The sequence below is a fragment of the Maribacter sp. 4U21 genome, assembly GCF_002742365.1.
In the GTDB taxonomy this organism is placed as follows: Bacteria; Bacteroidota; Bacteroidia; order Flavobacteriales; family Flavobacteriaceae; genus Maribacter.
In genome coordinates this window covers 42,860-57,135 of the sequence record NZ_MDGN01000045.1, presented here as the reverse complement: position 1 = coordinate 57,135, position 14,276 = coordinate 42,860, and the positions used below count along the sequence as shown (strand labels likewise).

The window sequence follows — 14,276 nt, the reverse complement described above, 5'->3', positions numbered from 1 at the left end:
GCTATTATTTTCTATAATTACCGTGTCTTCCCTATTTTTGTATAACAAATAAAACCACGTTAATATATGAATCTTCACGAATATCAGGGTAAAGAGATACTTGCAAGTTTTGGTGTGCGCATACAGCGCGGAATCGTTGCGCATAACGCAAAAGAAGCTGTAGATGCCGCTAAACAATTAACTGCCGAGACAGGCACAGGATGGCATGTTATTAAAGCGCAAGTACACGCCGGTGGTCGTGGAAAAGGTGGTGGTGTAAAGCTTGCCAAAAACCTTAAAGAGGTACAAGAAATAGCAGGAAGTATCATTGGTATGAACCTGATTACTCCTCAGACATCTGCCGAGGGTAAAAAAGTACACCAAGTTTTAGTTGCAGAAGACGTATACTATCCTGGCGATAGTGAAACGAGTGAATTTTACATGTCGGTACTTTTAAATCGTGGGACGGGCAGAAACATGATCATGTACTCTACTGAAGGGGGTATGGATATAGAAGAGGTGGCCGATAAAACGCCACATCTTATTTTTACGGAAGAAATAGACCCTTCCACCGGACTCTTGGGATTTCAGGCAAGAAAAATAGCTTTTAACTTGGGACTTTCCGGGACTGCATTCAAAGAAATGACAAAGTTTGTTGCTTCTTTATATAAGGCATATGTGGAAAGCGATTCGAGCATGTTTGAGATTAATCCTGTTCTGAAGACTTCTGACGACAAGATAATGGCAGTAGATGCTAAAGTATCTATCGACGATAATGCTTTATACCGTAGAAAGCAATACGCGGAAATGCGGGATTTAAGAGAAGAGAATGCCATAGAGGTAGAGGCTGGAGCTCTTGGACTCAATTATGTAGATTTAGACGGTAATGTTGGCTGTATGGTTAACGGTGCTGGTTTAGCTATGGCAACGATGGACTTGATCAAGATGGCGGGCGGTGACCCAGCAAACTTCTTGGATGTCGGGGGTACTGCCGATGCAAAAAGAGTGGAAGAGGCTTTCAGGATTATATTAAAGGATGATGGTGTTAAAGCAATTTTAGTGAATATTTTTGGAGGTATCGTTCGTTGTGATCGCGTTGCGAACGGTATTGTTGAAGCGTACAAGAACATGGGAGATGCCATAAACGTTCCTATTATCGTTAGACTACAGGGAACAAATGCTGAAATAGCAAAAGAGATTATAGATAATTCTGGATTGGCGGTACACTCTGCAGTGCAATTTCAGGAAGCTGCGGATAAAGTAAAAGAAGTATTAGCTTAAAAACTATTAGGCGTATTATTTTGGAGGGGAAAATGGCAATAAAGCATTTTCCCCTCTTTTTTTGTTTAACGTGTGATGTTGGAGTGGCTCGATGACGAAAATAACTGCCATTCTTTTCAGCATATTTCTTAGTCGTATAAATGTTAAACAAGGAAAGTTCAATTATTTTCTTCCCACTGTGAAAACTCGTCTTTACTCAATTTTAAGTTCTATAAAATAACTGTAAGTGTCATATTTACAGGTCGTTTAGATGTGTTTCCTATGTAATCCCGCACGTTTTCTTTGCGTGGGAGTATTGAATAAAAAAATGTTAAAAATTAATTTTGCTGTAACATTCTCATTTTTGGAACGTCTTTTTAGTAATTCATCATCAATTATTAATCAATCTCTAAAATCATAAAGAGATAAAAACAACAAGTCATGAGAAAATTAAGTTTAGTTTTTGTAGCTGCAATGCTATTAGCAACCGGTAATGTTTTAGCTAATGATACCGAAGGAGTAAAACCTACCAAAAGTCTTTCCACACAGATTAGTAAAATGTTATCGGATAATTCTTTTTCTGAGAAAGAAAATGATTTAACCGCACAGGTGAGATTTACTTTAAATAGTGAGGGAGAAATTGTGGTACTTTCTGTAGATACGGAATATACCAGATTAGAAGGGTTTGTTAAAAGTAGATTAAACTATAAAAAAGTGGACATTTCTACTATTGAGGAAGGAAAATTATATACCATACCAGTACGTATTTCGGCATAATTAGTTGAATATAGCTAAAAAATCCTGATGCTTTAAAGCATTAGGATTTTTTTTTGTTCTTATATTTCACGGGAGAAATGGCCCGCTCCATCTTCTTTCTTTGTTGTGTTTTAATTCTATTGTCGTGTGCTTTCTCTGGTTTGGGTACTTTTGTCCCAAGTAGTACCTCTCCAGGTATTTTCGGGTCGTCTTTTGTTCCTCTCAGATATATAACCAGTCCATTCAGAAAGTTACGTAAAACTTGGTCTCCACATTCCATGTAATTGGGATGGTCTTCTTTTCTAAAAAATGCGCCGAGTTCGCTTTTAGACATTTTAAAATCGACCAGGGTTAAAATATCTACGATGTCGTCGTCCCTTAGTTTTAATGCTACCCTTAATTTTTTAAAAATGTCATTATTGGTCATGTGCCAGATTTTTTTCCGCAAGTTATTATAAATACATTTAATAACGCCCCTACAGAAATGCTTTGATACTATAAGTTCTTTTTTTTAGTTATCTATATAGTGCTTTACTCGCTTAGGCGATTTATGATATACAGACGCTTGCGTTGAAATAAATGTGGACTTTCCTAGTAATGCTGTCCTAGGTTATTTAATTAAAAACCAGTTGCTTGAAGAAATGAACGGTAAAAAAGAGAAATTAAGTATACTTTCGGAAATGATTGCTTTTGCAAGGGTAGATAATACTATAAAGCAATCGGAATACGATTTTCTTTTTAATGTCGCCCAACAATTGGAAATAAGTAAAAAAGTGTTCGATGGCCTGTTCAAAAAAGAAGCCGAGCATATCGTCCCAAAGACACAGGCAGATAGATTGGTTCAGTTTCATCGACTTATACTTCTTATGAATGTGGATGATATAGTAGATCTTGTGGAATTAAAACGCCTTCATAATATTGGTCTGCTTATGGGATTGCCTCCTTCGGCGATAGAGCAAGTGCTATCCATAATGCATAAATATCCTAATAAGATGGTTCCTCCAGAAGTGCTCATCAATATTTTTAAAGCTCATTATAATTAGGACCAGGATACAAAATCCGTTTCTATTTTAGATACATCCCGTTCATTATCTATATGCGTATTGATAACTAATTTGAGTTGCGCTATCTCTAAATGGATAGCTTCCCTTAGTAGGGAGTTAGGTGCTATTGTGGCCAAAGTATTTAACATGTCCAATAATTTTTTCATAACCAATGTGTCATGCTTGCAGTAAATTCTGTAACTGGTCATTACGTTGTACAAAATTTCCGAAAACTTGATATTCTTTATCTCGACCCTATTTTTACCGTTATCGTCTGTCAAGTAATACCGCTCTCTTTTGTCCATGTATGAGACAAATAAAGAGGTTAAGCAATCAATACTGCTCAGCGCCGTTCCAGGATCATTGATTCCCGGTGACATGGCCTTGATACCTATTTCGGATATTTGCCTAAATCCATAAACGTCATTCTCGCCTACGAGTTCTTCATTATTGAATAATAAGGTGTTCATTATTTTTTCTCTTACCTCAGGGGTAACTGGCGTTTCGGTCAGAAAGCTGTTCGTGCCACTCACTATAAATTGTCCTTTGAAAATATGTACTATGACCTTAGTATTATGTTCTTTGCAGATTTCGAGGAGTTCATTTTCTAGAACACCATAGAAATAGCCCGTTTTATTTATTTTAACGTCGGTATAATTATCTCTTCCATTAAAATCTGCCGATACTGCATTTTGTTCCTTAATGGTTTTTAGAATTGTATTCTTGGTTCTTTCATGTATGGAGGTAAGGATGTTTCCTACTTGTATTGATTGTGAAATATGATGGATGAAATAGATGAACGAGCCAAGACATACGACTGTCAATATAATTCCTATGAGAACAGCGAATCCTGGGGTCTGATACGCGCTTCCGGTAGGCTCTATGGAGACTAGAATAAAAATCATGTAAAGTATCGTTGCCATATATATCCCGAGTACAACTTGATGTTTTTGGTTGGATATAATTTCCGGCAGTACTCTTGGAGAAAAGTTGCTGGAGGCTTGGTTTAGAAGCACCATCACCATAGAAAAGCTAAAAATCACTAAGGATATGAGACCACTGATCAAAGTGCTTAATAGTATTTGGGCCGTATCTAAATTATTAATGACCAAGCTAGGAGCTATCTTCATCTAATAAGCAAAAATTTGCTATTGCTTAAGATAGATCATGACAAATGCTAGTAGTATACCGAACAAGGAGATTAGGCTGGGGTAAAAGGCAATCTTGCCTTTAATGGTTTGAAAGAATTTTTTAAGTCTATTCATTTTTTTGCAGTTCTGATGAATTTAATAAAGTACAAATCAAAACTGTACTCAATCAAAAAAATAAATATCTGAATTAAAAAAAGACAAAATGACATTAATTTAGACGGGTAAAGCGACATAAAGTCAGTTTTTGTGTAATGGTATAGCATTTGTCCTACAGAAATCAATTAAGATGTTTAATCCATTAAAAATTAAGTTATGAGTATTATAAAAAGAAATGATATGGCTTTTCCTTCATTAATGAATGAAATTTTTAGCCCAGATTGGTTCGGAGGTATGGAAAATCATAGATCTACTGTTCCCGCAGTGAATATCACGGACAATGAGACAAATTATGAATTGGCCCTGGCTGTTCCTGGGCGCAACAAGGAAGACTTTAACATTGAGATAGACGATAATGTATTGTCCATTTCGGCGGAAGTTAAAAAAGAGAACGAAAGCGTTGAGGAGAATTATACGAGACGCGAGTTCAGCTTTACTTCCTTTAAAAGAGCGTTTACCTTACCGGATACGGTAAATACGGAGAAAATCGAGGCTAGTTACGAGAACGGAATATTGAATTTTGTTCTTCCAAAAAGGGAAGAGGCTTTACCTAAGCCAAAGCGTCTAATAGCTTTATCTTAAGGAATAATGAAATTATGGTCCTGATAGTTTAGGGACCATGATAGTTGGTTTAGTTGGTTAGTTTGGAAAAGCACTTTGAGAGATCAAGGTGCTTTTTTGTTTCATAAACGTTCCGTAAGAATTGCCAAACAGGATATAATTCCTTCTTTGAGATTGCCCAAACGAAGATTTTCATTTGGTCCATGGATGCTGTTGTCCGGATTAGGAATTCTTATGGATACTGCAGGTACGTTGAGTGTTCTTATAAAAGGGGCCATGGGCTGGGAGCCTCCGGTGGTTCTCATGTTAACCACGTTTTTACCAAAAACTTTGTACATCGCCTTGTTGAGAAATATACCAATGGGGCTATCCATTTCCGTTCTAAACGGAAGAGAGCCCAGTCTATATGAAAATGAGGCCAATTTGGGATGTAATCTTCGTTCTTCTAAAGTCGGAATGGAATCTACGATATGGTATCCCTTTTCCAGAATGTAGTTTTTTAACAAACTCATTTGTCTTTTTCCGCTAGTTTCGGGCACCAATCGCATATCTATTTCGATTACTACCTCTGATGGGATAATAGTGCGGACTTCCTTGCCTGTCCACCCAGCTTTAAGGCCCCTAACGTTCAGAGACGGATATTGTAACGCTTCTTGGTACGTGTCTCCCACAGCATCCTGCTCAGTAATCCCAAGGTTCTGTTTGATACTATCTATATTTTCGGGGATTAATCCTAAGCGATATTTATCCGTATCACTTAGTGTAACACCTTCGTAGAAGTTAGGAATGGTAACACGTCCTTTCTCATCCTTAAGGCCTCCGATTAATTTTGAAGCTTCAAATACGGGGTTAGGCGCAAAATTTCCATATTGCCCACTATGTAAACCGTACTTAGGTCCAAAAACCGTAATCGTTGCCGTAGCTATTCCCCGAGCTCCGAATGTAAGTGTCGGAAGATTGGAAAGGTGTCTGGTCCCGTCCATGATAAATAACATTTCGGACTGTAATAAATCTCTATTTTCTTCAACTGCTTTTGGAAGGTCTGGAGAACCAAGTTCTTCCTGAAAATCCATGATCACTTTTATGTTGAATTCCGGTTCAATCTTTTTTGATTGTAGAATTTGGAGGGCGGAAATGAGAGCAATTGCGGGTCCTTTAGAGTCCGATGCGGAGCGCGCAAAAATACGCCATTTCGGGTCCACTTTTTTATGGATGTTTTCGAAGCCTATCTTGGTCCAACCTTGCTCTTTTTTTTCTTTCAAAACCGGCTCAAAAGGATTGTCTTGATGCCATGCCGTTGTGTCTACTGGTTGTCCGTCAATTTGCAAATAGAATAAAATACTTTTTGCATTTTTATGAAATTTCTTTTCAGCAAAGAGTAGGGGAGCCCCTGCCGTTTTTATAGTCGTAGTTTTAAACTTTAGTGCTGTGAAAACACTGTCGCACCACTGTTTGTTTTGCGCTATTTGTTCGGGGAAATTACCGTCGTTTTGTAGTCTTAAAAAATATCGTAAATTGGATATAGTTTCCACTAATTTGTCCGCTGCAAATTTCTCTATTTTGTCTGCACTAAGTTGTTGAGAGCTGCAATATTGTGAGAACAATAGACAGTAAGAAAAAAGAGTTATTCTAGCAATTTTCATCTTTATTAGAGCATTTTATCTGATTTTAGACTTGTCTAAAAAATTAAGTAAATAATTAAATTCCAGTATTTTAAATAAATTTACCTAAAGTTTTAGTACGATTTTTTAAAAATTGGGCTTTTCAAGAGTAAAATGGTCAATTTTCCTGTTCTTGTAACACTTTTATTTCATCCCTCAACTTTGCCGCCTGCATAAAGTCCAACTCCTTTGCGGCTTTTTCCATAGCCTTTCTTTTGTCCCTGATAAGCTTATCTATCTGCTCTTTTGTTAGGTACTCCAGGTCTGGCTCGGCCGCTCTCAATTCCTCCTTTTCAAAGTGATACGTAGAGACCGAATTTTTGGCTAGGACACTGTCCAGGTTTTTCTTTAATGCCTTTGGCACAATATTATTTTTAGTATTATAATCTATCTGTTTTTGACGTCGGTAATTCGTTTCGTCAATTGTTTTTTGCATACTTTCCGTAATTTTATCGGCATACATAATTGCCATTCCGTTCAGGTTTCTTGCAGCTCTTCCAACAGTTTGTGTAAGCGATCTATTACTACGTAAAAACCCTTCTTTATCCGCATCCAAAATTGCTACTAAAGAAACCTCTGGAAGGTCTAAACCTTCCCTTAAAAGATTTACTCCGATGAGCACATCAAAAATACCTTTCCTTAGATCTTGCATAATTTCAACGCGTTCTAAAGTATCCACATCGCTATGAATATATCTACATCGAATATTTATTCTATCCATGTATTTTGCCAACTCCTCCGCCATCCGTTTTGTCAAGGTAGTTACAAGAGTGCGTTCGTCTTTTTCGACACGTTGTTGGATCTCCTCAATAAGATCATCTATTTGATTTAAGCTTGGCCTTACTTCTATTATTGGGTCTAATAATCCCGTTGGGCGTATTACCTGTTCTACGTACACACCTTGGCTTAATTGCAGTTCATAATCTGCCGGAGTGGCGCTTACGTAGATTACTTGGTTTTGCAAGGCTTCAAATTCTTCAAACTTTAATGGTCTATTATCCATTGCCGCTGGAAGTCTAAAGCCGTATTCCACTAAATTTTCCTTTCTTGAGCGGTCTCCCCCGTACATGGCGTGTACCTGTGGAATGGTGACATGGCTCTCGTCTATGACCATTAAGTAGTCATCAGGAAAGTAATCAATAAGGCAAAAGGGCCTTGTTCCCGGTTCTCTTCCGTCCAGATATCTTGAATAATTCTCGATTCCGGAGCAGTACCCAAGTTCCCTTATCATTTCTAAATCAAAATTGGTACGCTCTTCAAGCCGTTTTGCCTCTAGCGGTTTTCCTATTTCCCGGAAATAATCTATCTGTTTGACGAGGTCGTCCTGAATATTGTGTATGGCATTCTGTAACACATCTTGTGAGGTTACGAACATGTTCGCCGGATAAATGGTCAAGTTCTCATAAACCTCTATCACGTTGTTGTTGAAAGGGTCAAAGGCTTCAATTTCCTCAATTTCATCACCAAAAAAATGTATACGGAAAGCATGGTCGGCGTAACTGGGGAAAACATCCACCACATCTCCCTTTACCCTAAAATTTCCATTTCTGAAGTCCGCTGTTGTCCTGGAATACAGACTTTGCACTAACTGATGTAAAAATTTTGTTCGTGCGATTACTTGGTCCTTTTTAATGGCAATCACATTCTTTTGAAATTCCACCGGGTTTCCTATTCCGTATAAGCAGGATACGGAAGCAATTACAATAACATCCCGTCTACCTGATAGTAAGGACGAGGTTGCACTTAGCCTCAGTTTTTCTATATCCTCATTAATAGAAAGGTCTTTTTCAATGTACACACCGCTCGTAGGTATGTATGCCTCAGGTTGGTAATAGTCGTAATAGGACACAAAATACTCTACCGCATTGTCAGGAAAAAATTGCTTGAACTCTGAATATAACTGGGCTGCAAGCGTTTTATTATGGGCAAGCACCAACGTAGGTTTTTGAACTTCCTTGATGACATTTGCAATCGTGAACGTTTTACCGGAACCGGTTACACCTAGTAAGGTTTGATATTTTTCTTGCTGATCAAGTCCTGTGCTTAATTCATTGATAGCATTGGGCTGATCACCAGTGGGCTTGAACTCTGAGACAACATTGAATTTCATCTTTTAAAAATACAAAACGAGCATTGTAAAGCGCTGACTTTTTAAGCAATAATGAGCAATACCTTTTAATTGTTGATAAAAAATTTATCGCTAATTCTTTAAACAGCAAAGTACTACCGTGACCAAGATTAGTTTTAAAAATGGATTGATTTACCTTTTCAGTGAAAAGTTGCCCTTTATTTCCCTGTTCTCTAAAGATATTGCTTTAAACCAATAGTCCGATGCCGGTAGAAGTCTTCCGTTCACCATGCCGTCCCAACCTCTTGAGCTAGGTGAAATCTGAGCTAATAATTTACCGTAACGATCGTAAATTGTAATCGTACTTACATTGATTTCTCCCGTGGCTACGGGCGGAATGTACTGCCAAAAATCATTTACTCCATCCCCGTTGGGCGTAAAGAACTTTGGAAAACCTTCTAAGGTTAAATCTTGTTCAACTCGTTCTTCATCCGTACCGCAACCTCCTTTATCCCTAACATATACCGTATATGAACCGGCAGGCACGTTAGTAAAAATATTACTGTCTTGGTACGGGCCATTAATATCGTCCAAAGCAAATTCGTAAGAACCAACGCCTTGTACAATGGTCTCTAATCGTAAACCCGAGACTTGTTCCGTTACCAAAACTGTGCTTATTCTAGGTGCTTCGGAGACTACTACATTGAAGTTTTTACTGGTAGGACATTCTACGGTGTTTCCGGACTGGGCAGCTGTATTAAATGCCTCGTACCTATATTCTCCCAGTTCTGACAGTTCTACTTCGGAGCTTGTTGATATCAGCGTTTCACTGCCTCCTGTTTCTATTTTATACCATCTGTACCCTTCGGCTACATCTGTTGAGGTAAAGGTGGTTCCCCCATTATTTAAGCAGATGCCTACTTCGTCGGGAAAATCGATTTCTGGATTAAGAAATACAAGTTCTCCCGTTACCGCATCAAAATAAGGGCCACAGCCCAATATGGTAGAAAATGTTTCTTGAGTACAGCCTATGGCTTCACCAGCTGCATTGAAAGGTGTAATGGTAACGAAAAAGGTACGGTTAGGTTCAAAATCGATAACAAAGGTAGAATTCGTGTCAAATACTGCGTTTTCTAAGATATCCTGGTCAAATGGAGAGGTTCCTATAGATAATCGATAACCAGTGGCACCAGGAACTGGGTTCCATTCTAAAAATGGTGTTAAGGGAACATTTATGGCTCCGTCCGCAGGGGTTATTAAACTTGTACAGTTTGGCAGTGTCGCCGCCGCCCCAGTAGTAAAAGTCGTTTCTGTACATAAGTTTGCGGCACCATTTTCATTGTACGGTGTAATGGTGATATAAAGCAAGGTGCTGGCGGGTAAATCTGCTGGCGGATTATAGGTGAGGGTATTGCCAACGTCTACATTGTTCGCCACATCGTTTCCGTTAGGTGATGTGCCGATAGATACACGATACCCCGTTGCTGTGGGTGCATAGTTCCACGAAATGTTGCTGGCACTATTCACGTTTGTGGTGCCATCTAAAGGAGAGCGAATCGTTGTACAAAGGGGAGGCGTTGTGACGTCTCCTGTAGTGAAACTTTGACTGGGACAGGTGATATCGGGTAGATTAAGAAAGAATAAGGTAATAGTTACAAAAATCTCAGTATTCTCGGGTAATCCAAGAGGAGGGTCGTAGGTAGTAACACTGCCAACAGCTCTTTGATTAACGATATCCGTCCCGTTAGGAGCGGTTCCCAAAGAAATAACATAACCGGTTACTCCGGGAATGTTTTCCCATGTAATGGAAGTGTCAACGGGGATGTTCGTAGCGCCATCTACCGGTCCTATCAAGTTTGGACAATCTTGGGCTTGAACTATATTCCCCATTAAAACTAAGAATGTACCGATAATCAATTTCTTCATTCGCTCTTTCTTCTAAATTGATTTATTTTTTTAACGAAAAATGCCCTTTAAATTCCCTACCGTCCTCTAAGGTGGCCTTAAACCAATAATCTGCTGCTGGCATGGCTTTCGAATCTTTTATCCCGTTCCAGCTTGGGGTACTCGCATTTAAATTCACCAAACTTTTTCCGTAACGGTCAAAAATACTTACCGAACTGTTCATTTGAAAATTTTCATTTACCCCGATCAATTGCCAATTGTCATTTATTCCGTCTCCGTTTGGGGTAAAGAATTTAGGATATCCTATGACCGATAATTCCTGCTCAGAAATTCCACAGCCATTACTATCGCGCACGTACATAGTATAAAATCCAGGCGCTATCCCCTCGAAAAAGTTACTTTCTTGATACATGAAACCGTCTAAAGAATATTCATAATTACCATCGCCGTCCACAAAAACTTCTAGGGTATTATTTGCAGAGATATCTTTAATTTCAATATTCCTTATCATTGCGGGGTTAGAAGGTAGTACCTTAAAATCAAAACTGGCCTCACAACTAAATGTACTTGTACTAATAGGGTATTCATAGGCTACGGTTAATGAATAGTCGCCCGTTTCTTTAATAGCTGCGATCTCGTTTTCTGAAATCGTTTCGTGCATGCCATTTACGGTTCTTGTCCATAAATAACGGTCGTAGCCAGTGGGTGCGTTGATGGAAAGTTCTGGATTATTCGTACATATCAAATATGTCTCTTGCAATGTTATTACAGGAGAAGGATGGACTACCAGTTCCACATTTGCAATATTTTCACATTGATTGGCATTCTCTTGTCTTGCAAATATGGTAGAGGTGCCAGATTCGTAAATACCGATGAGTGCGTTTTTCTCTAAAGTTGCATCCTCCATGGTAGCGTAGAAAACCGTTTCAAAGTCTGAAAAATTCTCAACTATCAATTTTTCCAGATCAAAAGTAGCGCGCAGCTCTTGGCCATCACTTTTTTCGCTACATTCATGAACATATAAGGGTGAATTTACATCGGGTGGTTTAGGAACCACCTCAATCTCCAACAATCCATAATTTTCGCAGTTAAATTCGTTCACGGACTTATAATACAGTGTTTGTAAAAAAGCAGTAGTATTGGTATAGTTTTCAATGTTCGGGATTACATTATCATTTAGTAAATCTTCTTGAGATTCATAATAGTAATAGGTCTCATCCGGATTTTCATTGACTTGATTCAGATTTATTTGCGTAATGCCATCTGAGGGATTTATAATGTCACACTGTTTCAGAAATAAGTTTTCCGCCGTAGGAATAGGATTTACCCTAATTACGGCCTCCCCAAGTATGGGGCATTTTTTAGGGTCAAGGGACACTATTTCTAATTGATACCTGCCTTGGTCAATTAACTCCGAGCTGTCTATGTTTAAAAAAAATTGGTCCGGATTATCAAACGGGATACCGTCTTTACTCCAATTATAAACGGCATCCACTTCTTCAGTTGTTTCTAGTCTAAAGGGATCACCTTCGCAAATTTCCAAGTAGTTGGTGGATTCCCCATTTTCATTGACTAGCAAATCCGTTTTGTCAAAGAAAGACTGAATAAAGGGTGGGAGCCCCTGTGTACTATTTCTTCCAGATAGGGTAACCGCTCCATGGCTATAATTAGCTGCCACTCCTTTGCTATCTGGATTATTGATTACGCTTAAAAAAGGTTTTCCGGTGAAATAATCATCTGACAAGGTTCTGTAGATCTTTCCATTATTCCCAATTTGTAAAGCACCCCTAAAAATTGGTCTTCTATCTAATTCTATTTTCGATGCTGAGATATCAATGGCTTCTATATCAAACTGAAGTAGTAAGGAAAGAAAGGATTCTTGTTGCTCAATAAATCTTGTGGTGTGGACATAGAGAAATTGCCCTTTTGCGGAGAATTCTATTCCGTAAGGTAATTGACCGACATCGGTAATTGAAATATCCTGTCTATTCGAAAATATTCCGGTGTCGCTATCGAAATCGAATAATTGTAATCCGTCTCGCATATTGGCGCTTGCCATTTTTGAACCATCGGGAGAGAATTTTATATAACCCCTAGGGTCTTCTATTCTTAAATCCGAAAAGGTCGTTTTAACGGAATTTGTAGCTACTCCCGCAGTACTCACCTCAAAAGCATGATAGGTATTAAAAAGTGGAGATAATCCATCTTCCGAAGCTAATGTAACGACCCAAATAGACTCATCAAAGCAATTTTTAAGTAAGGCAGCAACTTTTTCGGAACAATCTGTTAACAGGTTAATGTTCTTTTCCACTACTGCACCGTTACCATCGTTCATAGAAAGGTCTACTACGGAATAGTTAAGACCACGGTCGGCATCAGCTTCTGCCACTGAGGTGTCCACTGTAAAGATGTAATAAATGTTAGGGTCTTCTGGTTTTGGAACAATTATGGCAGATTGCGTGCTAGAGGGGTCGCCGTATAAGCCCGTACCGTTCTCCATGGTGTTGTGATTTCTATCATAAACGAAAATCCCGTCCGTGTAAAATAAGAGGTCGCCAAAAGGATCGGAAATGGAAGCACAGCCCTCAACAGTATTAATTCTTCCGTCGGTCAACGGAGTTACACTGCCATCATTATTGAATTTTATTCCTGCTCTGTTTCCAAAATACCAAGTAGCCGTCTCACCCTGCCCAAAAAAGAGATAAGGAGTTAATAAACCAATTAGTAAAACTAAGGTTCTTATTTTTTTCATAGCGTCCTTGAAAACACTACAATATAAGATAAATTGACTTTCCTTTGGTTTGCCGATACTGTTAAATAGGATGAAAGGCTAGCGTATTCGTTGAGTTATATCTAAATATTAATTTTAGGTCTACCTACAGAACGCGCCTTAAGCTATAAATCTCTTTTCTTTAACAAAGCATAGGATGAATAGATGAAAATAGCCGTCCAGACCAAAACAATTAGAATTTCATACCAGTGTACGTGGTAATTCAAATTGATTTGTTCGCCAACTTGGTTGGCAACCGTCTGTACAGCTTCCAGTCTGGTAATAGGTTCCTTTATTAAATTGAACATAGCCTGTAAGGGGAAGAAGCTCATAAGTATTTCAGTAGTATCCCCATCAAAGAGCTTCCAACGTACCAAGCCTCTAAAAACCAATTCAAAAATTTGCCAAAGTACTAGAAAACCAAGGGCAAAGGCAGAGCGTTTCACTAAAATGCCTAAAAACAGGCAAAAAGAGAAGAAACCCACAAGTTTAACAAAGAACGCGAATACAAATTCTAGATCCGAAAATATGATGGATAATTCATTATAATCCGAATAGATCAGTCCAAGGATTAAAGAGACGACAAAGACGAATACCGTAGAGATTAGCGCAAAGGACAATACGGTCAAGAATTTGGATAGTATAAACTCTTTTTTAGATAGACCATCAATTAAATTCTGTTTAATAGTCTTGTTACTATACTCATTGGCCATCATGGAAACAATGACAATGGCCAAGAATAGTTTAAAGAACGCCGTAATAAAGGTGTTGAAATGCCAAATGTAGGGGAAGTTGAAAATACCGATTTCCGCCAGACGAACATTTGCCCCAAAAGGGAATTTGATTACGGATATCAGTGCTATCGAGGTCAACAGCACAAAGTATGATATAATAAGCACCTTACTCGCTCTGTTATTCCAAAGTTTTATGAATTCTATCTGTAGTAAACGTATCATTTCTGTGGTT

At 38.4% G+C, this 14,276-nt stretch carries 11 protein-coding genes; 4 read left to right on the top strand and 7 right to left on the bottom strand.

The window, feature by feature from the left end:
* Positions 1 to 66: 66 nt before the first annotated feature.
* Positions 67 to 1,260: an ADP-forming succinate--CoA ligase subunit beta gene (sucC, locus tag BFP77_RS09250; protein ID WP_099573752.1), complete on the top strand. Its 1,194-nt coding sequence runs from the start codon at positions 67 to 69 to the stop codon at positions 1,258 to 1,260.
* A 420-nt stretch (positions 1,261 to 1,680) separates the two neighbouring features.
* Complete coding sequence (locus BFP77_RS09245) at positions 1,681 to 2,016, top strand: hypothetical protein (protein ID WP_099573751.1); 336 nt, start codon at positions 1,681 to 1,683, stop codon at positions 2,014 to 2,016.
* 40 nt (positions 2,017 to 2,056) lie between these two features.
* On the opposite strand, the gene BFP77_RS09240 is transcribed toward BFP77_RS09245, so the two are convergent.
* Entirely contained in the window at positions 2,057 to 2,422 is a 366-nt protein-coding gene (locus BFP77_RS09240) for a DUF1456 family protein (RefSeq protein ID WP_099573750.1), read from the bottom strand.
* 214 nt (positions 2,423 to 2,636) lie between these two features.
* Here BFP77_RS09240 and BFP77_RS09235 point away from each other — a divergent pair, with 214 nt between their 5' ends.
* Positions 2,637 to 3,038, top strand: coding sequence for a hypothetical protein (locus tag BFP77_RS09235; protein ID WP_099573789.1), 402 nt, complete (start codon positions 2,637 to 2,639; stop codon positions 3,036 to 3,038).
* On the opposite strand, the gene BFP77_RS09230 is transcribed toward BFP77_RS09235, so the two are convergent.
* A complete protein-coding gene (locus BFP77_RS09230; protein ID WP_099573749.1) occupies positions 3,035 to 4,168 on the bottom strand; it encodes a DUF2254 domain-containing protein in 1,134 nt (377 codons plus the stop codon). The two genes, BFP77_RS09235 and BFP77_RS09230, sit on opposite strands and share 4 nt — an antisense overlap.
* Positions 4,169 to 4,501: 333 nt before the next feature.
* Between BFP77_RS09230 and BFP77_RS09225 the strand changes: the two genes are divergently transcribed.
* Positions 4,502 to 4,927: an Hsp20/alpha crystallin family protein gene (locus BFP77_RS09225; protein WP_099573748.1), complete on the top strand. Its 426-nt coding sequence runs from the start codon at positions 4,502 to 4,504 to the stop codon at positions 4,925 to 4,927.
* Between the two features lie 101 nt (positions 4,928 to 5,028).
* Here the strand turns inward: BFP77_RS09225 and BFP77_RS09220 are convergent, their stop codons facing one another.
* From BFP77_RS09220 to BFP77_RS09200, 5 genes are all read right to left on the bottom strand, one after another.
* Positions 5,029 to 6,549, bottom strand: a complete 1,521-nt coding sequence (locus BFP77_RS09220) for a M20/M25/M40 family metallo-hydrolase (protein WP_099573747.1) — start codon at positions 6,547 to 6,549, stop codon at positions 5,029 to 5,031.
* Positions 6,550 to 6,685: 136 nt separating this feature from the next.
* Entirely contained in the window at positions 6,686 to 8,677 is a 1,992-nt protein-coding gene (uvrB, locus tag BFP77_RS09215; protein WP_099573746.1) for an excinuclease ABC subunit UvrB, read from the bottom strand.
* A gap of 150 nt (positions 8,678 to 8,827) precedes the next feature.
* The gene (locus BFP77_RS09210; protein ID WP_099573745.1) at positions 8,828 to 10,561 is read right to left on the bottom strand and encodes a T9SS type B sorting domain-containing protein; all 1,734 of its coding nucleotides are present in this window, start codon (positions 10,559 to 10,561) and stop codon (positions 8,828 to 8,830) included.
* A 22-nt stretch (positions 10,562 to 10,583) separates the two neighbouring features.
* Positions 10,584 to 13,292, bottom strand: coding sequence for a T9SS type B sorting domain-containing protein (locus BFP77_RS09205; RefSeq protein ID WP_099573744.1), 2,709 nt, complete (start codon positions 13,290 to 13,292; stop codon positions 10,584 to 10,586).
* Between the two features lie 143 nt (positions 13,293 to 13,435).
* On the bottom strand, positions 13,436 to 14,266 hold the full coding sequence (locus BFP77_RS09200) for an ABC transporter permease (protein ID WP_099573743.1): 831 nt from the start codon (positions 14,264 to 14,266) through the stop codon (positions 13,436 to 13,438).
* Positions 14,267 to 14,276 lie beyond the last annotated feature (10 nt).